This window comes from Streptomyces sp. 2114.4, from assembly GCF_900187385.1.
Taxonomy (GTDB): Bacteria; Actinomycetota; Actinomycetes; order Streptomycetales; family Streptomycetaceae; genus Streptomyces; species Streptomyces mooreae.
This window is the reverse complement of the sequence record NZ_FYEY01000001.1, coordinates 1,206,656-1,223,926: the sequence shown is the minus strand read 5'-3', so window position 1 is coordinate 1,223,926 and position 17,271 is coordinate 1,206,656. Positions and strand designations below refer to the sequence as shown.

18 protein-coding genes and 1 pseudogene are annotated in these 17,271 nt (G+C 68.6%); 9 read left to right on the top strand and 10 right to left on the bottom strand.

What is annotated here, in order from left to right:
• The first annotated feature begins 66 nt into the window (after positions 1 to 66).
• From CFW40_RS05270 to CFW40_RS05250, 5 genes are all read left to right on the top strand, one after another.
• Positions 67 to 609, top strand: coding sequence for a DUF2231 domain-containing protein (locus tag CFW40_RS05270; protein WP_088801921.1), 543 nt, complete (start codon positions 67 to 69; stop codon positions 607 to 609).
• 70 nt (positions 610 to 679) lie between these two features.
• The gene (locus tag CFW40_RS05265; RefSeq protein ID WP_088796688.1) at positions 680 to 1,108 is read left to right on the top strand and encodes a hypothetical protein; all 429 of its coding nucleotides are present in this window, start codon (positions 680 to 682) and stop codon (positions 1,106 to 1,108) included.
• Between the two features lie 58 nt (positions 1,109 to 1,166).
• The gene (gene folE, locus CFW40_RS05260; protein ID WP_088801920.1) at positions 1,167 to 1,760 is read left to right on the top strand and encodes a GTP cyclohydrolase I FolE; all 594 of its coding nucleotides are present in this window, start codon (positions 1,167 to 1,169) and stop codon (positions 1,758 to 1,760) included.
• 52 nt (positions 1,761 to 1,812) lie between these two features.
• A complete protein-coding gene (locus CFW40_RS05255) occupies positions 1,813 to 2,169 on the top strand; it encodes an ArsC/Spx/MgsR family protein (protein WP_088796687.1) in 357 nt (118 codons plus the stop codon).
• 565 nt (positions 2,170 to 2,734) lie between these two features.
• The gene (locus tag CFW40_RS05250; protein ID WP_088796686.1) at positions 2,735 to 3,217 is read left to right on the top strand and encodes a DedA family protein; all 483 of its coding nucleotides are present in this window, start codon (positions 2,735 to 2,737) and stop codon (positions 3,215 to 3,217) included.
• 434 nt (positions 3,218 to 3,651) lie between these two features.
• Here the strand turns inward: CFW40_RS05250 and CFW40_RS38645 are convergent.
• The 4 genes and pseudogenes from CFW40_RS38645 to CFW40_RS05225 all read right to left on the bottom strand — a co-directional run.
• Positions 3,652 to 4,360, bottom strand: a pseudogene (locus CFW40_RS38645) (helix-turn-helix domain-containing protein); the annotation flags it as partial.
• A 36-nt stretch (positions 4,361 to 4,396) separates the two neighbouring features.
• A complete protein-coding gene (locus tag CFW40_RS05235) occupies positions 4,397 to 4,729 on the bottom strand; it encodes a glyoxalase superfamily protein (RefSeq protein ID WP_088796685.1) in 333 nt (110 codons plus the stop codon).
• A gap of 266 nt (positions 4,730 to 4,995) precedes the next feature.
• A complete protein-coding gene (locus CFW40_RS37830) occupies positions 4,996 to 5,223 on the bottom strand; it encodes a hypothetical protein (protein WP_088796684.1) in 228 nt (75 codons plus the stop codon).
• 147 nt (positions 5,224 to 5,370) lie between these two features.
• The gene (locus CFW40_RS05225; RefSeq protein ID WP_088796683.1) at positions 5,371 to 6,174 is read right to left on the bottom strand and encodes an aminoglycoside 3'-phosphotransferase; all 804 of its coding nucleotides are present in this window, start codon (positions 6,172 to 6,174) and stop codon (positions 5,371 to 5,373) included.
• Between the two features lie 218 nt (positions 6,175 to 6,392).
• Here CFW40_RS05225 and CFW40_RS05220 point away from each other — a divergent pair, with 218 nt between their 5' ends.
• Together CFW40_RS05220 and CFW40_RS05215 are read left to right on the top strand one after the other, a co-directional pair.
• Positions 6,393 to 7,133 carry an AzlC family ABC transporter permease gene (locus CFW40_RS05220; protein ID WP_256331585.1) on the top strand — a complete coding sequence of 247 codons (741 nt, stop codon included), beginning with the start codon at positions 6,393 to 6,395 and terminating at the stop codon, positions 7,131 to 7,133.
• The gene (locus tag CFW40_RS05215) at positions 7,126 to 7,464 is read left to right on the top strand and encodes a branched-chain amino acid transporter permease (RefSeq protein ID WP_088796681.1); all 339 of its coding nucleotides are present in this window, start codon (positions 7,126 to 7,128) and stop codon (positions 7,462 to 7,464) included. Before CFW40_RS05220 ends, CFW40_RS05215 begins: the two co-directional genes overlap by 8 nt.
• A gap of 69 nt (positions 7,465 to 7,533) precedes the next feature.
• Here CFW40_RS05215 and CFW40_RS05210 read toward each other — a convergent pair whose 3' ends face one another.
• The 6 genes from CFW40_RS05210 to CFW40_RS05190 form a co-directional block, all read right to left on the bottom strand.
• Positions 7,534 to 8,796 carry an Nramp family divalent metal transporter gene (locus CFW40_RS05210; protein ID WP_088796680.1) on the bottom strand — a complete coding sequence of 421 codons (1,263 nt, stop codon included), beginning with the start codon at positions 8,794 to 8,796 and terminating at the stop codon, positions 7,534 to 7,536.
• A 159-nt stretch (positions 8,797 to 8,955) separates the two neighbouring features.
• A complete protein-coding gene (locus CFW40_RS05205; RefSeq protein ID WP_088796679.1) occupies positions 8,956 to 9,963 on the bottom strand; it encodes a VOC family protein in 1,008 nt (335 codons plus the stop codon).
• Positions 9,964 to 10,032: 69 nt separating this feature from the next.
• Complete coding sequence (locus CFW40_RS37825; RefSeq protein WP_256331586.1) at positions 10,033 to 10,242, bottom strand: 2-hydroxymuconate tautomerase; 210 nt, start codon at positions 10,240 to 10,242, stop codon at positions 10,033 to 10,035.
• A gap of 2 nt (positions 10,243 to 10,244) precedes the next feature.
• Positions 10,245 to 11,045: a 2-keto-4-pentenoate hydratase gene (locus CFW40_RS37820; protein ID WP_256331587.1), complete on the bottom strand. Its 801-nt coding sequence runs from the start codon at positions 11,043 to 11,045 to the stop codon at positions 10,245 to 10,247.
• A gap of 59 nt (positions 11,046 to 11,104) precedes the next feature.
• The gene (locus CFW40_RS05195; protein WP_088796678.1) at positions 11,105 to 11,890 is read right to left on the bottom strand and encodes a 2-keto-4-pentenoate hydratase; all 786 of its coding nucleotides are present in this window, start codon (positions 11,888 to 11,890) and stop codon (positions 11,105 to 11,107) included.
• Between the two features lie 39 nt (positions 11,891 to 11,929).
• The gene (locus tag CFW40_RS05190; protein ID WP_256332105.1) at positions 11,930 to 13,387 is read right to left on the bottom strand and encodes an aldehyde dehydrogenase; all 1,458 of its coding nucleotides are present in this window, start codon (positions 13,385 to 13,387) and stop codon (positions 11,930 to 11,932) included.
• 686 nt (positions 13,388 to 14,073) lie between these two features.
• Between CFW40_RS05190 and CFW40_RS05185 the strand changes: the two genes are divergently transcribed.
• Both CFW40_RS05185 and CFW40_RS05180 read left to right on the top strand, forming a co-directional pair.
• Positions 14,074 to 15,621, top strand: a complete 1,548-nt coding sequence (locus tag CFW40_RS05185) for an FAD/NAD(P)-binding protein (RefSeq protein WP_176956568.1) — start codon at positions 14,074 to 14,076, stop codon at positions 15,619 to 15,621.
• Positions 15,622 to 15,642: 21 nt separating this feature from the next.
• On the top strand, positions 15,643 to 17,208 hold the full coding sequence (locus CFW40_RS05180; protein ID WP_088796675.1) for a 4-hydroxyphenylacetate 3-hydroxylase family protein: 1,566 nt from the start codon (positions 15,643 to 15,645) through the stop codon (positions 17,206 to 17,208).
• The last annotated feature ends 63 nt before the right edge of the window (positions 17,209 to 17,271 follow it).

The following is a 17,271-nucleotide window of genomic DNA, read 5'->3' as shown; positions in this document are numbered from 1 at the left end:
CTGGGTACCTTGACGCCTCCGGCGAATAAGACCAAGATTTGTTGGTGAAACTAGGAGGTGGTCGGCATGGTGGATGCGTCGCATGAGTACGCCAAGCGGCCGGTGAGTGCTGCGCTGGCCGGACCGTACGGGCACCCGTTCCATCCGATCCTGGTCACCGTCCCGATCGGGGCATGGGTGGGCAGCCTGGTCTTCGACATCGCCTCGCATCTCGTCCGGGACCCGGACTTCCTGGTCCGCGGGGCGATGTGGCTGATCGCGCTCGGGGTGATCGGCGCGCTGGCCGCGGCCCTGGTCGGGTTCCTGGACCTGTTCGCCATCCCGCCGGGGACCCGGGCGTTCCGCGTCGGCCTTGTCCACACGATGCTGAACCTGCTGGTGACCACCGCCTACGCCGCCAATTTCCTGTGGCGGCACGCCGACCACAGCTCCGACGCCGGCGTGGGAGGCGGGATGCTCGCGCTGAACGCCGTGAGCCTCGTGGCCCTGGGGTTCTCGGGATATCTCGGCGGAAAGCTTGCCTACCGCTACGGCGTGCGGGTCGCCGCTGAGACCACCCAGGCCGAGGGCTTCGTCCCCACCCACGCCCCGCCAGGCCCTACCGACTGATCACCTCCACCAACGTGGCCACGTACACCTGCGGCCACAGTGGGTACCCACTTCATCACGAGGAGTCCTCATGGGCATCGCCGCACTGATCACCTGGGTGATCACCGCGATCGGCGGCTTCTACATGCTTGGTACCTGGCTCTCCCGCGGAGGCGCCAAGGCCGGTAACAGCAGGCTGCCCGTCCCCGTCGTCTTCGGGCACTTCGCACTCGCCGCGGTCGGCCTGGTCGTCTGGATCGTCTATGTGATCGCCGACAAGGACGTACTGGCCTGGACCGCCTTCGGTCTGCTGGTGCCCGTAGCCCTGCTCGGCTTCACGATGCTGGCTCGCTGGCTTCCCGCGTACCGGGCCGGTTCCGCCGCCCCGGCCGCAGAGGGGCAACGGACCGGGTCCGCCGAGCGGTACTTCCCCGTGCCGGTGGTGGCCGGACACGGGCTCTTCGCCGTCGTCACCGTCGTCCTGGTGCTGCTCACCGCCCTCGGTATCGGTGGCAGCTGAGATGACCCGGCATCCCCACACCGCCGTGCACCGGGCAGCCGACGACCCGGAGATACCGATGCCCGCGCCGGCCGCGCTGCGTGTCGTCCACGAAACCGACGGCACCGACCTGGCCGCCGCCGAACGCGCCGCCGGACAGTTCCTGCAGGCTCTCGGCATCAGTACCGACACCGAGAGTCTGCGCGGGACGCCCGGGCGCATGGCGCGCGCCTACGCCGAGCTGTTCAGCCCCCGCCCGTTCGACTTGACCACCTTCCCGAACGACGAGGGCTACGACGAACTCGTCCTGGCCCGCAGCATTCCCGTGCGCTCGGTGTGCGAGCACCACCTGCTGCCGTTCGTCGGCACCGCCCACGTCGGCTACCTGCCGGGCCGGCGGATCCTCGGCCTGTCGAAACTGGCCCGAGTCGTCGAGCACTTCGCCTGCCGCCCGCAGGTCCAAGAACGCCTCACCAAACAGGTCGCCGACTGGCTGCAGAACCAGCTGGAGCCCAAGGGCGTAGGCGTCGTCATCGAAGCCGAACACACCTGCATGACCCTGCGCGGCGTGCAGGCCACCGGCTCCAGCACCCTCACCTCCACCCTCCTGGGCTCCCTCCGCAGCGACGCCCGCTCCCGCAGCGAGTTCCTGGCCCTGGCCGGCCTCACCTGACACGCCCCTGTGGGGCACTCCTTCGCCCGAACGGAACCGAAAGACCGACGTCATGGAAATCTGGATCAATCCCGCCTGCTCCAAGTGCCAGTCCGCGCTGTCCGTGCTCGACGCGGAACAGGCGCAGTACACGGTGCGGCGCTACCTGGAAGACCCGCCGACCGTGCAGGAACTCGACACGGTCCTGCAGCGCCTGGCGCTGGAGCCGTGGGACATCACGCGCCTTGGCGAACCGGTCGCCGTCGAACTGGACCTCGCAGCGTGGCCGCGCGAACCGGCGGACCGTACCCGGTGGATCGCGACACTGACCGCCCACCCCACGCTGATTCAGCGCCCGATCATCACGGCCGACGACGGCACTGCGGTGGTGGGCCGGTCACCGGAGTCGGTGCGCTCCGTCTTGCCGTAGTGGCCGCCGGAACCGCTCCTGACGAGGCCACGGCGTCGCGGCTGTGGCCTCGTCCGTGCGCGACGGGGCGTTGCGGGCGGAATCACGGCACGAGGATGTCAGCTGCGCCTGCCGAGCACCGTGGGCAGTTCACCCTCGCACGGGCCGGTCAGGACCGCCGAAAGATCGGGCGCCAGGTAGTCCCTCTGCGAGACCGACCCCGCATGCGCCGGACCATAGTGGTGGTGCGGCTCGGGCGACGACTGTTCTTGGCAAAGCGGGAGTGCCCGTCACATCGGCCGGAGGACGGCGAGGTACCCGGTGCACACAAGTTCGCCTAACCTGGGTGTGTCGGGTGGCCCCTGACAAGCGGCCGTGCCCGGAAGGCCCCTGGACGCAGGGACGCTCTGCGTCGTGCCGGGGAACCAGTGCCGCTTCGACATGCATGCAGGGACGGACCAGCAGATGCAGGTGAGGTATGAGACCGGCCTCGTGCCCTTTGCAAGCCCGCCGGGGTGGGAATCGCGACATCGGGTGACGGGAGAAGCAACCCACGGCGAGGGCCCGGCTTGGCGGGCGAGATGTCGTGGATAGGGTCGCGCTCACAGCCGCCGGTCTCTACGCCATCGTCCTGCTGCGCGCCGGAGGGACCTTCGCCGTTGGCCGGCTCGCCGGGGCCGGTGCCAGGCGCGGCAGGCTCGCGGAGCGGATCTCCACGGCCAGGTTCCGGCGCGCCGAACGGGCGATCCAGCGGTGGGGCGCACCGGTGGTGGCCGTCTCCTTCCTGACCGTCGGGTTCCAGACCGCTGCCAACTTCCTCGCGGGGAGTATGCGTATGCCCCTGTCGCGCTACCTCCCGGCCCTGTTCGTGGGCGGAGCGGGCTGGGCGCTGGTCTACGCGACGGCCGGGATCGGCGCGCTGGAACTGCTGGCAAGGCTTTCTGCCGGGCAGACGGCGATCGGCGTGGCCGCGGTCGCCGCCTTTCTCCTCGGGGTATGCGGCGTGGTGGTGTACCGGGGCAGAAAAGCGGCTGCGGCCCCTCGCAATGCCGCGGCAGACGAATCCTGAGACGCGCCGACGCAGCACCGGGTACTCGCCGAGTGGGGAATCCACTGAGCGAGAATCCACTGAGCGAGAAACCCCTGAGCGAGAAACCCCTGAGCGCGAACACCCCGACGGTGGCCTCGATGACTTCCCTGCCGCTGATGGACAGGAACACCTGGGGACGCGTGCTCAGACGGTGATGACGACTGACGGCTGCCTCGCGGCCAGGCGTCCGCTCCGGGCCAGTGCCGCGAAAAGGAGGAAGGGGTGGTGGGACACGACCGTGCGCCATTGGGCCGGCACTCCGGCCGCCCGAGGACCCCCCTTCTCTGCGGAGTCGCCGCGTCCGGCGGGCAGAGCGCGCCACTGCAACAGGGTGAGCACGGCGAAGATGGCCGCGGCTGCCGCGCACACCGCGCGGAAGTCGGCGGCCAGGAGAGCGAGGCCGACGAGCGGGGCCTGACCCCGTGCGGGCGGGTGTAAGTCGCCCGCCGTCGGGGCCGGGGCTCGCCGTCGGGATCCTTGTGCCGTCCGCCGCGCTCGGCCCACTGCCGGCCGGGTGGGGCTGGAGGCTGAGCGGGCCGAAGTCGTCCAGGCACAAGACGACTTCGGGCTCGCCTTCCTCGGGTATGACCTCGCCGTCGGCGATCGCGTAGAGGTGCTCGACCCGGGCCTTCTTGGCGGCATAGGCAGGGGCGCGGGACGTCTTCCAGGTCTTCATGCGTGGAAACGAAACGCCTCCTCCCGGAGCAGGACCCGAAGGCCCTCGTGGCTGATGTCGTCGACCACCCCTCGGCCGCCAGGAAGTCTGCCGGCTTGGCCAGGCTCCAGGTCGAAAACGGCAGACCGTGCCCGGCCGGCCTGGACTTGGCGATCTTCTTGATCTCGCGCCGCTCGGGCAGGTGAAGGTCCTTGGCCGGCCGCCTTTGCACTTCGGGCAGAGGGAGTCGAAGCCGTCGGCGTTGAAGTTGTGGATCACATCTCGGACCCGTCCGCGCTGGTGAACGTCACTTCGGCGATCTTCGGCACGGGCATGCCCTGCGCGGACAGCAGCACCATCTGCGCCCGCCGCCAGGTCACCACCGACCCGCTGCCCCGGCGGATGATCCGCAGCAGACGCTGCCCCGCGTCGTCATCGGTCTCGCGGACGCGTACTCGCTCAGCCACCAGCACAGCTTCCCTGCCGCGCGCTGCCGGCGGTGGTCATTCCGCCGGCGTGCCGATCCGCAGCCGGTTGCCGTCAGGGTCACGCAGCTCAATCTCACGCGCCCACGGAGCATCCTTCACCTGCACACCGAACTCGGAGGCGATGGCCTCGACATCACGAATGCGGAGGTAGACCAACGTGTCGGGACGGGCGTCGCCCTCGTGCTCCGACAAGAACAGCCGCACCCCGCCCCGGGCGACCTCGACGAACGCGGGAAGTCCCGGCTCGAAGCGGTGTTCCCACTGCTTGGCGAAGCCCAGCCGCTCGTACCAAGCGACCGCCGCCGCAGCGTGCTCGACGCGAAGAATGGGAATGACTTCTTCGTCCATGGAGTCATCGTCGCGGACCGCCCAGGGTGAACGTTGCCTGATGCGGCACTAGGTGTGAGATCCACGTCTCGGGGCTGCCCGCATGCGTCGGAGCGGCCCCGAGGCGTGCAGCCCTTCGCATCAGGGTGCAATGACGGCGTGCGTAGGCGGCGCAGGAGAGAGTAGGGATTGGCATGGGCACAGGAGTCGATTTCCTCGTCGTCTTTTTCCTCGTCGTTTACCTCGGACCCGCTGTGTGGCTCTGCCGCAAGGTGGCCCGTAATTCGTCACAGGTCGTCGGCTGGCTCATGGCTGCCGGAATCCTGGGCATCCCTGTCGCCCTGGTCTTCGCTGCGCTCTTCGTTCACTGAGCTTCGGCTGCCCGTCGGCTCGACGTCGTAGGTGCCGGACCGCTCCGGCGCGGTGGCCGCATTGGCCTGGTAACCGGCAACAGTCAAGGACAGGGCGACGGCCGCGACCGGCGCGGCGATCAGGTGTAAGCGCTTACGGATCATCGTGCACTCCTCATGTCGTTGCTGCGACGTGAGATGCCGTCAGTGCCCATGCGTTGATGCCCGGATCGCTGTATTACGCAACTGTGACGTGCGCACGGGAAACGGGAGAGCGGCCCGCACCACGTCACCGCGGCGTTGTTGCCCTGCTCAGTCCGACAGTTCCCACAACAGCCGGTAATACCTGGTCCGTTCCGGGTCCGGCTCGACGCCGTAGGCTTTGAGCAGCGGCTCTTCCCATCCCGGACCGTAGTTCCACTGCGTGCTCCACGTGGCGATGGCGAGGTCGGCCCAGCGGTCCGCGACACCGAGCGTGCCGAGGTCGACGTGTCCGGTACAGGTGCCGTCGTCGCCGACCAGCGTGTTGGGAGCGCAGGCGTCGCCATGGCAGACGACGAGCCGGTCGACCGGCGGGATGTCGGTGAGCACGCCGAGCGCGCGCTCGACCGTTCCGAAGTGCTGAAGGTCTTCAGGCCAGTCCGCCGGATCGATCCGGCCCGCCGCCGCTCGTGACCGAACGGCCTCCAGGCGCGCTTCCGCGGACCAGTCGAACGGGCAGTTCGCGACGGGCAGCGCGTCATGAAGGGCGCGCAGCCCGGAGCCGATCGCGCGCACCGCGGTGCCGGGGTCGCGCTTCCACCGGTCGTCCACCGCCATGCGTCCGGGCAAGCCATGGGTGACGATCCAGGACCCGGTTCGGTCAGAGCCCTCACCGAGTACCCGCGGCACCACGATGAACCTCGCTGCCCACCGCAGGCGTGCCACCTCGGCCGCAAGGTCGATGCCGCTGCCGGCCGGTGTCCACTTCACGAACTGCCGTGTGTCGCCCAGGCCGACTTGAAAGGTCAGCCCGCCGAGTTCGTTCTTCCACACGGCCCGTGCCGGCCGCCCCGCCGCGAGCTCGGTCACGACGCGTGGAGGCGTGACAGGGCCGGTGGGCGGGGTGGCGATCATCCGGTCATTCTCGCCGGAGCGGCCGGTGGTCAGCCAGCCCTTTCGGGACGCTTCGCTCGGTCGCAGGTACGGGTCAGACTCCGGTCTCGTGCCGGCCCCGTAGGGGACACCGGCGCGTCATGCGGCCGACACCGGCGACGCCGGCCCGCCTTTCCTCGTCCTGGATCAGCTCAACGACCTGCGCAGTAAGGGGACATGGACCTACTAAAGTTGCGTCCATGTCATCACACATGCGTACGGCACGCGGCGAGCCTGCTCCGCCGCAGGACAGGAAGAGAGCGTCCGACATCCGTCAGGCGCTGGCGGAGACCCTGCCGGTCGGCGTGGGGATGTTCTCCTTAGGGATCACCTTTGGGCTGCTGGTCGTGCAGTCGGGGCTCGCCTGGTGGTGGACGCCCCTGTTCAGCGGGTTGATTTACGCCGGCTCGCTGGAGTTCCTGCTGGTCGGCATGCTGATGGCCGCGAGTCCGCTGGTCTCGATCGCCTTGACCACGCTGCTGGTCAATTTCCGGCATGTCTTCTACAGCCTGTCGTTCCCGCTGCACCGTGTCCGGGGCAAAGTCGCCAAGACCTACGCGGTGTTCGCCCTGATCGACGAGGCCTATGCGCTCACCGCGACGCGGCCGGCCGACTCCTTCAGCAGCCTGCGGATCATCGCGACTCAGGTGTCGCTGCAGTCCTACTGGGTCGGGGGCGGGCTGGTCGGGGCGCTGACCGGTCGGGCTCTGCCCACGATCGACGGGCTGGACTTCACGTTGACCTCGTTGTTCACCGTGCTGGCGATCGAGGCGTGCCGCTCGGGACGGGACCTGCCCGCTCCGCTTCTGGCCGCGGGATGCGGCCTCTTCGCCCAGCTGGTGGCGCCCGGCCAGATGCTCGTGGTGGCGATGACTCTCTACGTACTCGCGCTGCTCGTGCGCTACCGCTTCACCCGGCCCCAGGAGCACACCAATGCCTAGCACCGGATACATCGTCTCGGCGCTGGTGATCGTCGCGGCCATCACCTTCGCCCTGCGGGCCGTCCCCTTCGCCTTCCTCGGGCGGCTGCGCTCGTCACACGTGACCGCCTTCCTGTCCCAGCACATGCCGGCCGGAATCATGGTGATCCTGGTCATCTACCTGCTGCGCGGTGTCGACGTCACCACCAGCCCCTACGGACTGACCGAAGCAACGGGCATCGCCGTGACGGCCGGACTGTACCTGTGGCGGCGCAATGTGCTGCTGAGCATCTTCGCGGGCACCGCGGCGTATGTGCTGCTCCTGCACTTCCTCCCGACGGCACAGGGCTGACGGACCCGTTGCCGCAACTCCCGGGTGCCGGGTCCGCGGGCCCTCCCGCCCGCCGGGAGTCATCGGGAGTCAGCCGAGGAGGATCTGGCCGAGCAGGTAGAGGTTGAGGCCGGACAGGACGAAAGCCAGGACCGCTCCGATCCCGGTGGTGAGCGGCCTGTTGACGTAGTCCCCCATCAGCTCGCGGCTCCGTGTGAACATCACCAGGGGAACGAGGGCGAACGGGATGCCGAAGGAGAGCACCACCTGGGAGATGACGAGCACGGAGTCCGGTGAGAACCCGGCCGCCAGGGCGATCAGGGCCGGCGCCATGGTGATACCGCGGCGCAGCAGCAACGGAATCCGGCGGCGGAGGAATCCCTGCATGACGACCTGCCCGGCGTAGGTGCCCACGCCGGAGGAGGAGAGCCCGGAGGCGAGCAGGGCCACCGCGAAGGCCAGCGCGGCCATACCGCTGACGGTCTGGCCGAGGGAGTGGTGAGCTGCCTGCAGGCTTCCGCTGTAGTCACCGCCGCGCCGGTGGAACAGGGCGACGGCGACACAGAACATCGCCAGGTTGATCAGTCCCGCCAGACCGAGGCCCGAGACACAGTCGATCCGCAGGCTGCGCAGGGCGACCCGCTTGGCGTGGGGGGTGCGCGGCGAGAGCCGCTGTGCGGTGATGGCGGAGTGCAGATAGATGACGTGCGGCATGACCGTGGCGCCGATGATGCCGACCGCCAGGGTGAGGGATGCGGTGCCCGCGAGACGGGGCACCATGCCCGCCGCGATGCCCGCCGGCGACTGGCCGCCCAGCGCGAACAGCTGGTAGAGGAAGCCGAAACCGATCAGCGAGAGCAGGAAGGTGATGGCGACCTCGAAGGGACGGTAGCCGCGGCGCTGGAGGGCGAGCACCGCAAAGCTGATCACCGCGGTGGCGACGCCCGCGGGGAAGAGCCGCACCCCGAAGAGCAGGTTGAGGCCGATGGCGGCGCCGACGAATTCCGCCAGGTCCGTGGCGATGACGACCAGTTCGGCCTGCACCCACAGGATCCGTGACACCGGGCGCGGCAGGCTGCGGCGGCACAGGGTCGACAGGTCCGTCCCGGTCGCCAGGCCGATCTTCGAGGAGAGGTACTGGATGAACATGGCGACGGCATTCGCGACCACCAGGACCCACACCAGCAGATAGCCGAATTTGGCGCCCGCCTGGAAGTTCGTCGCGAAGTTACCGGGGTCGACGTACGCCACCGCGGCGACGAACGCGGGCCCGTAGAAGGCACGTCGGGTTCGCTTCACCTCGCTGTGGGCGCGCTGCTCCACCGAGGCCGTGGTCATCTCGGCTGTGGTCATCTGGGCTGTCCCCTCACGGTGTGTGCTCGGTCCGTATGACTCAAGCTCCTGCGGGCACTGCGAGACCGCCCCCGTGGCATCCCCTGAAGGCACGGCGGCGCCGCCCCGGACCAGGCCTGCCGTGCGCCTGGCACCGGGGCGGCGCCGCGTGGCGGGGCGTTACCGCCGGGGAGAGTCCGAGGCTGCGTCCGCGTCCGCATCCGGATCCGGGCCGACGGGCGGGGTGCCGTAGGTGAAGTAGGTCTCCTGCGGCAGGTTCGTGCCGCCGATCGCCGTCCCCGTGTCGATCTGATCCATCGTCCAGGTACGGGTCTCGAAGTCCGGTTCGAGGATCAGGATTCCCGGGTCGCCGAACAGCTCGATCCGGTTGCCGCCGGGCTCGAAGACGTACAGGAAGGAGCTCTGGGTGATGCCGTGCCGGTCCGGGCCCGCCTCGATGGTGATGTCGTAGTCCCGGAACATCTCGGCCGCGTCGATGGTGTGCTGCTGCACTCCGTAGTAGAAGGCGACGTGGTGCAGCCGGCCGCGGGCTCCCCGCGCGTCCCGCATGACGGCGACGTCATGGCTGAGGAGGCTGCTGCTCATCCACACACCGGTCTCGACACTGCCGTCGACCACCCGCTCATTGGTCCGCAGACCGAGGTGGCGCTCGAAGGACTGCTTGACCGGTGTGACGTCGCTGGCCAGCAGGTTGAGGTGGTCGATCCGCTTGACCGGCAGGCCCTGCAGCGGCTTCTTCGACGGCCGGCTGAGGATCTTGCTCCGCAGCTCCGGCGGGGACTTGTACTTCTCGGCCTCCCACAGCAGGGACATGTTATGGCCGTCGGGCGTGTGGAACTCGTAGGTCTTGCCGTAACCGAACTCGTCCTCGGTCCATTTGCCGTCCTGGTTCGCGTCCCGCATCGACTTGACGCGGCGCTCCAGGGCCTCCGGCGACGAGGTCCGCAGCGCGGCGTGGTCCATCCGGGGCTCCGGCCCCTCGGTGATCTTCAGGCTCCACTGGTACGGGTCCTCATAGCCCCGCAGGTAGACGGACTGCCCCTCGCGCCTCGTCTCGTACATGCCCAGCAGGTCCTTGAAGAACCAGAGCGTGCCGTCCGGGTCCGGTGTGTGTAATTCCACCCGCGCCAAGTGGGCGATCTCGTGGCGGTACATCTCTTCGCTCATGCTTCGGTGCCTTTCTCGGACAGCGGGAGCGGAACTTTTCAGCTGACGGGGCCGCCGGGGCCGGCAGACTCAGCCGGCGTCCTTCTTCCGGGCGTTGCGTTCCTCGGTCGTGACGTCACCGGCTGCCCAGTGCGCCGGATCGACCTCCCGGATGACCACCCGGATGTTCGCCAGCGGGGCACCCACAGCGCGGTGCGCGGCTTGTGTCAGTTCATGGATCAGTGCGCGGACCTGCTCCGGTGACCGTCCGGATCCCAGGGTCACGTCGATGAACGGCATACTCAGCCTCCTGCGACGGTGATGGTGCCGAGAGTGGAGAAGTGCGCGGCGACGCTCGCGCCCGGCTGGACGTGGACCGCGTCGGTCATGCCGCCGGTGAGGACGATCGCGCCGGCGTCGATGGCCAGTCCCCGCTCGCCGAGGGCGTTGGCGGCGAGGGCAAGTGCCTCCGCCGGGTGTCCCTGCACCGCCGCGCCGGTGGCGGAGTCGACCACCTGGCCGTCGACCTCCAGCAGGCACGCTTCGTGTGCGAGGTCCATGCCCTCGGGGGAGCGTCCGAGGGGACCGAGCACGAACAGCCCGGAGGAGCTGTTGTCCGCCACCGCGTCCGCCAGGGTGAACTTGAAGTCCTGGTAACGGCTGTCGATGATCTCGATGCCGCCGTAGACGCGGTCCACGGCACCAAGGGCGACCGCCGCGGTGATGCCGGGGCCCGCCAGCCGCTCCCGCATCACGAAGACGATCTCCGGCTCGGCCCGCGGGTGGATCAGCCGCTGCCGGGGCAGGGGGACGCCGGCCGGCAGCACCATGGCGTCGGTCAGCCATGCCAGCGACGGTGCGTCGATCCCCATCCTGATCTGCTTGGCGCGCGAGGTGAGGCCGAGCTTGACGCCGATCAGCGTCTCGCCTCGCTGCAGCCGCTGGTGCAGCGCCTCGCGCTGCACCGTGTACGCGCCCGGCAGGTCAAGATCCGGCCAGTGCGCGGTGATCGGTCCGCGAGCGGTGACCGAGCGCTCGGCGTCGAGCAGGACCTCGGCCGCGCGCCGGGCGTCGCCGGAGCGGATTTCCAGTGGCTCGGCCATGAAAGAGGCCGCCTCCTTCGGTACGGACGGTAGGGCGGACAGCGGGTGGGGCGGCCGGCTCAGCGTGCGCGCACGGCGGTCACGGTGCCGACGCCGGCGATGCTCGCGCTCACGGTGTCGCCGGGCTCGAAGGCGACGGCCGGGGTGAGGCAGGGGACGAGCACCACATGACCGGCGTCGAGGGCGAACTCTTCCTGGCGCACGGCATTCGCCACCCACACCAGGGCGTTGACGGGCGAGCCGAGCGCCATGCCGCCCGCGCCGGTGGCGGCCACCTCTCCCTTGCGGTGCAGCACACAGCCGGACAACCGCAGGTCGACGTCCGAGAGGGCTGCCGGGGTGCCGCCCAGCACGACGCTCCGGCAGCCGGCGTTGTCGGCGACCAGGTCGAGGACGGATGCCGGCCCGTCCTCGTACCTGGAGTCGGTGATCTCCAGGGCGGGCAGCACACAGTCCACCGCGCGGAGGGCGTCGGTCGCGGTGACCCGGGGACCGCCCAGCGGCCCACCCAGCACGAAGGCCAGCGCCGGCTCGATGCGGGGGCGGAGGAATTCCCCGCCGCCCAGGGGCTCGTGGCCGGGAGGGAACATGCTGTCGGTGAGATGGCCCAGAACCGGTTCCGAGGTGTCCATGTCCCGTTGTGCGGGCACGGACGTCAGGCCGGCTTTGAATCCGCGCAGCGGGTCACGGTCCAAAACCCGCTGCCGCAGCTGCGCCCACTGGATTTCGTAAGCATCGGACCGGGAGGAAAGGGAACCGTTGCGCACCGCCGAGGGAACTGCCTTCCCGCTCCGGTGGGCGCCGTACAGATCCGCGGCGATGTCCTGCAAGGCATCTGATGTCATGGGGACTCTTTCCAAGGAGGCGATCGTCATTCCCGGGTGTCAGCGAATGCGCAGGACCACGGCACGCGGTTCGGTGAAGAATTCACGCGAATGCGGCCCGCCTTCTCTGCCGACCCCGCTGATGCCTTCGCCGCCGAACGGCATACGGAGATCACGCTCGAAATAACAGTTCACCCATACCGTCCCGGCTTTCCAGTGGGCCGCCATCCGGTGAGCGCGGTCGAGGTTGGTGGTGAACAGAATCCCGGCCAGTCCGTACGGGCTGGAGTTGGCCAGTCGCAGTGCTTCTTGTTCGGTGTCGAACGGGATGACCGTCTCCACCGGGCCGAAAATCTCTTCCTGCGCCGTCCGGGTGTCGTTGGTCAGCCCGGTGATGACTGTCGGCGCGTAGTAGAAGCCACTGGACAGTTCACCGGTCGTCACGGGTGATCCGCCGGTGAGGACCGTGCCGCCTTCTTTTTGTGCCAGGTCGACATAGCCCTGCACCTTGTCCAGATGCCGTTGCTCGATCAGCGGGCCCATGAATGTCTCGTGACGCTTGGGGTCACCGACGACGATTTTGGCCGCCTCTTCGGTGAAGCGCTCCAGGAAGGCCGGCAGAATCCCGCGCTGTACGAACAGCCGTGACCCGGAGAAACAGACCTGGCCGTTGCCGCCGAAGATCGCCTTGATCGACTCGGGTACCGCCACGTCCAGGTCGGCGTCGTCGAAGACGATGTTCGCCGACTTGCCGCCCAGTTCGGCGGAGACGGGGGTCAGGTGAGGTGCCGCGGCGGCCATGATCCGGGCTCCGGTGGCGCTGGAGCCCGTGAAGGTGATGCGGTCCACGCGCGGATCGCTGGTCAGCGGGCCGGCCACCTCATCGGCGCCGAAGCCGTGCACGATATTGAGCACGCCCTCCGGCAGCCCCGCGGCAGTGGCGAGTTGACCGAACCGGGCCGCCGTCAGCGGGGTCTGCGGGGCGGGCTTGAGCACCACGGTGTTGCCGAAGGCGAGGGCGGGCGCGGCCTTCCACGTGGCGAGCATGAGCGGCGCGTTCCATGGACTGATCGCCGAGACGACGCCCGCCGGCGGCCGCAGGGAGTAGCCGAGTACCGGGCCGTTGGGATAGGCCTCGTCGGTCGCCATCGCCGCGTAATCAGCGAAGAACCGCAAATTCTGGGCGACCCGGGGCATCTCCCCGTGCAGCGCCTGCCGGATGATCTTTCCGCTGTCCACGGTCTCCAGCATCGCCAGCTCTTCACGATGCGCGTCCACGGCGTCGGCCACATCGTGAAGGATCTTGCGGCGTTCCGTGGGGGTCATTCTGGGCCACGGGCCCTCGTCGAATGCCTTCCGTGCCGCCGCAACCGCACGCTCACCATCCACCGCGGCCCCTCTGGCCACAGTGCCTATCACCGAATTGTCGTGCGGATCTCTGGTCTCAAACGTCTTTCCGTCTGCGGATGCGACGGACTGACCGCCGATCAGGTGGCAGATGTCCCGAATCTCTGTCACCGCTCCCGCCCCGGCACCTAATGACACTGGAGATTGCCCTCCTCAGCGCAGCGAAAAACATCACGCTCCGACCGCCGCGCTGACAGGAAGCAGCGCGGCGGTGGGCGTAAGTGATGAGTTAGTTGCTTGTCATGGTTGCTTGTCACGGTTGCTCGTCGAGCCGGATTCACTCACGGCTTCGACAGATAGGCCCCCCACCCCGCAACCTCATGAAGGATTTTCGGAAAACGCCTTCTTGCAAGTGCCGCTACATCCTCCAGGGCGAGAACCGGGAGAGTCAAGATCCTCTTCGGTAACCGGTCGACTACCCTTAGTGCTCCACGGGTCTCCGGTAATAATTGAGTGAGGGAGTTCCGCTTCCGTAATCGGCCATAGAGCTGGCTCAAACCGGGTACCGCCGAAAAAATCTTGTTGACTGCCCCCTTGCCCACAGGTAACTTCATGGGCACTGGTATCGACGGGGGTTGATGCTGCTCGATTGCAGCGACCCAGTTTCCCGTGCATGCTTCCATCGTATGCAGTAACCCCTTGAATCTGTTCGGCCGGAGCGGTCGTGGATTGCCTTGCCGTCCGCCTCGGCGCAGAAATTATCTTCCCTATTACCGGTCAGATCACGCTGTCCACGCAGGCTGTCGGACTGTGCTCTAAAGCTTTAGGGGGACATGTCAATCATGGGCTCGAGTGCCATGAGCCGTAGCGTCGAGATAGGCGTAGTCGGGGGCGGGGCATCCGCGGTCTGCCTGCTCGACGCGCTCGCTCAGACCCACACACCACCGGGCGGCATCACGGTCTTCGAGCCGTCCCCACATTTATGGCGCGGCCGGCCGTACCAGCCGGATGTGGAGACGGTCCGGGTGAACATCGCACCCGACGGAATGTCCGTACGCTTCGGCGACAGCGGCCACTTCCCGCGATGGCTCGCCGACCGGGACGCCGCCACCGGCTCCGGTCCGGACTTCGTGGACCCGCTGAACCGGATGCGTTTCGTACCTCGCGCGCTGTACGGCCAATATCTGGAGGATGCGGCACAGGCGGCGCTGGCGCAGCTGCGTGAGCGCGGGTGGCGCATCGACATCGTCCGGGAGGCGGTGTCGGCCGCGACTCCTGACGACGGGCAAGTGGCCCTGCGCACGCGGAGCGGCCGGCAGGCCGTCGTCGACTACACCGTGTTATGCGTGGGTCGCGGGCAGCCCGGCGACCCGTACGCGCTGACCGGCACCGAAGGCTTCATCGCCGACCCCTACCCGCTGTCGCGCACCCTCACGGACATCGGCCCCGACGACACCGTCGGCGTGATCGGCAGCGGTCTGACCGGCATCGACGTGGTCCTCTCGCTCGCCGGCGGCGGCCACCGCGGCCGGATCCTGCTGCTCTCGCGCAGCGGCGCGCTCCCCCTGGTACGCCAGAGTCCGCTCCCGTACACCCTGCAGCACTTCACGGCCGAGAGGTTCCGTGGCGCGGCGGCACGCGGCGAGATGCTGACGGTCGATGAGCTGGTCGGCGTGATGCGTACGGAGTTCAGCGCGGCCGGCGAGGACTTCGACTCGGTGACCGAGGAGATAGCTGCGCTCACCGAAGAGGACCCCGTGCGGCGCCTGCGCCGGCACCTGGCCGAAGTGCACTCCCCGCGCCGCGGGTTGCGCATCCTCCAGCATGCCGTGCCGGCCACCGGGCCGGACATCTGGCCGCTGCTGCCCGAGCACGAGAAGACCGAGCTGCTGCGCACGCACTACCGCTCGGTGATGAGCCTGTGCTGCCCCATGCCGCCGACCGCGGCGGCCAGGGTCCTGGACCTGATCGATGCCGGGCAGCTGGAGATCGTCTCCGGTATCCGGCACATCGAGCCGTCGGGCGGCGGAGCCTTCACCTTGCACACGGACGAGGAGCAGCCGGCCTACCGCGCCGACCGCCTGGTCAACGCGGTGAGCCCGTCCTCCGGCAGCCTGCCGCTCAAGGCCGAGAACCTGATCGCTTCGCTGACCGCGGCCGGCCTCGCCCAGCGGCATCCGCGCGGCGGGGTGACGGTGGACCGGCCCACCAGCCGGCTCGTGGTGGACGGCACGGCCGACCCCCGGCTGTACGCGCTCGGCGATCTCGCCTCGGGCAGCCTCTTCTTCACCTTCGGTCTTCCCTCGATCGTCGACCGCGCCTACGACATCGCCGACGCCATCCATGCGGACGTCAGGGGAAGAACGTCCTCCCTGTGCGGGGCCGACGTACTGCAGAACACCTGACCACTCGCCTGGAGGAATCCCATGACCTCAACGGTCCCGCTGCCGGAACTGGCCGGCGCGCGTAACGACGTCCGCCCCATGACGGGCCACGAGTACCTGGACTCGCTGCGCGACGGCCGGGAGATCTATATCTACGGCGAGCGCGTCGAGGACGTCACCACCCACCCCGGCTTCCGCAACAGCACACGCTCCATCGCCAGGCTCTACGACGCGCTGCACGCGCCGGAGGCCGAAGGGGTGCTCCGGGTACCGACCGAGACCGGGAACGGCGGGTTCACCCACCCCTTCTTCAAGACCGCGCGCTCCGCGGACGACTTGATCGCCTCCCGTGACGCGATCGTCGCCTGGCAGCGGATGGTCTACGGGTGGATGGGCCGTACGCCGGACTACAAGGCCTCCTTCCTCGGCACCCTGGGAGCCCACTCGGACTTCTACGGGCCGTTCAAGGACAACGCGCTGCGCTGGTACAAGCAGGCCCAGGAACGGGTGCTGTACTTCAGCCACGCGCTGGTGCACCCGCCGATCGACCGGGACCGGCCCGCCGACGAGACGGCGGACGTCTGCGTCCACGTCGAGGAGGAGACCGACGCCGGCCTCATCGTCTCCGGTGCCAAGGTGGTCGCCACCGGCTCCGCGCTGACCAACCACAACTTCGTCGCCCACTACGGCCTTCCGGTGCGCGACAAGCGGTTCGGCGTGGTGTTCACGGTGCCGATGGACGCACCGGGGCTGAAGCTGTTCTGCCGTGCCTCCTACGAAATGATGGCCACGGTCATGGGGAGCCCGTTCGACTACCCGCTGTCCAGCCGACTGGACGAGAACGACGCCATCATGGTCATGGACCGCGTGCTCATTCCCTGGGAGAACGTGTTCATGTACGACGCGGAGGCGGCGAACTCCTTCGCGAACGGCTCGGGCTTCGTCGACCGCTTCACCTTCCACGGGTGCACCCGCCTCGCGGTGAAGCTCGACTTCATCGCCGGGTGCGCGATGAAGGCGGTGGAGATGACCGGCACCTCCGGCTTTCGCGGGGTGCAGGCGCAGATCGGCGAGATCCTGAACTGGCGTGATCTTTTCTGGGGCCTGTCCGACGCGATGGCCAAGTCGCCGGTCTCCTGGGTGGGCGGTGCCGTCCAGCCGAACGTGCGCTACGGCATGGCCTACCGGACCTTCATGGGCATCGGCTACCCACGCATCAAGGAGATCCTGCAGCAGACGCTCGGCAGCGGGCTCATCTACCTCAACTCGCACGCGAGCGACTGGAAGAACCCCGAGGTGCGCCCTTACCTGGACAAGTACCTCCGGGGCTCCAAGGGGATCGAGGCGATCGACCGGGTCAAGCTGCTGAAGCTGCTCTGGGACGCCGTCGGCACCGAGTTCGGCGGGCGTCACGAGCTCTACGAGCGCAACTACGGGGGTGACCACGAGGCCGTCCGGTTCCAGACCCTGTGGGCCTACCAGGAGTCCGGCGACGCCGATGCGCTCAAGGGCTTCGTGGACCAGTGCATGGACGAGTACGACGTCGATGGCTGGCGGCGCCCGGACCTGTTCAACCCGGACGAGCTGTCATTCGTCCGCGGCCGCTGACCCCCGGCCGGCCCCGGGCGCGCGACCGCGCCGCCGGCGCCGGCCCCGGCAAGCAAGGAGATC

Bases quoted from the DNA above. Each gene is read 5' to 3' on its own strand.
- CFW40_RS05270 (WP_088801921.1), top strand. From the start codon at position 67: ATGGTGGATGCGTCGCATGAGTACGCCAAGCGGCCGGTGAGTGCTGCG.
- CFW40_RS05265 (WP_088796688.1), top strand. From the start codon at position 680: ATGGGCATCGCCGCACTGATCACCTGGGTGATCACCGCGATCGGCGGC.
- folE (WP_088801920.1), top strand. From the start codon at position 1,167: ATGCCCGCGCCGGCCGCGCTGCGTGTCGTCCACGAAACCGACGGCACC.
- CFW40_RS05255 (WP_088796687.1), top strand. From the start codon at position 1,813: ATGGAAATCTGGATCAATCCCGCCTGCTCCAAGTGCCAGTCCGCGCTG.
- CFW40_RS05235 (WP_088796685.1), bottom strand. From the start codon at position 4,729: ATGGACGAAGAAGTCATTCCCATTCTTCGCGTCGAGCACGCTGCGGCG.
- CFW40_RS37830 (WP_088796684.1), bottom strand. From the start codon at position 5,223: ATGATCCGTAAGCGCTTACACCTGATCGCCGCGCCGGTCGCGGCCGTC.
- CFW40_RS05225 (WP_088796683.1), bottom strand. From the start codon at position 6,174: ATGATCGCCACCCCGCCCACCGGCCCTGTCACGCCTCCACGCGTCGTG.
- CFW40_RS05220 (WP_256331585.1), top strand. From the start codon at position 6,393: ATGTCATCACACATGCGTACGGCACGCGGCGAGCCTGCTCCGCCGCAG.
- CFW40_RS05215 (WP_088796681.1), top strand. From the start codon at position 7,126: ATGCCTAGCACCGGATACATCGTCTCGGCGCTGGTGATCGTCGCGGCC.
- CFW40_RS05210 (WP_088796680.1), bottom strand. From the start codon at position 8,796: ATGACCACAGCCGAGATGACCACGGCCTCGGTGGAGCAGCGCGCCCAC.
- CFW40_RS05205 (WP_088796679.1), bottom strand. From the start codon at position 9,963: ATGAGCGAAGAGATGTACCGCCACGAGATCGCCCACTTGGCGCGGGTG.
- CFW40_RS37825 (WP_256331586.1), bottom strand. From the start codon at position 10,242: ATGCCGTTCATCGACGTGACCCTGGGATCCGGACGGTCACCGGAGCAG.
- CFW40_RS37820 (WP_256331587.1), bottom strand. From the start codon at position 11,045: ATGGCCGAGCCACTGGAAATCCGCTCCGGCGACGCCCGGCGCGCGGCC.
- CFW40_RS05195 (WP_088796678.1), bottom strand. From the start codon at position 11,890: ATGACATCAGATGCCTTGCAGGACATCGCCGCGGATCTGTACGGCGCC.
- CFW40_RS05185 (WP_176956568.1), top strand. From the start codon at position 14,074: ATGAGCCGTAGCGTCGAGATAGGCGTAGTCGGGGGCGGGGCATCCGCG.
- CFW40_RS05180 (WP_088796675.1), top strand. From the start codon at position 15,643: ATGACCTCAACGGTCCCGCTGCCGGAACTGGCCGGCGCGCGTAACGAC.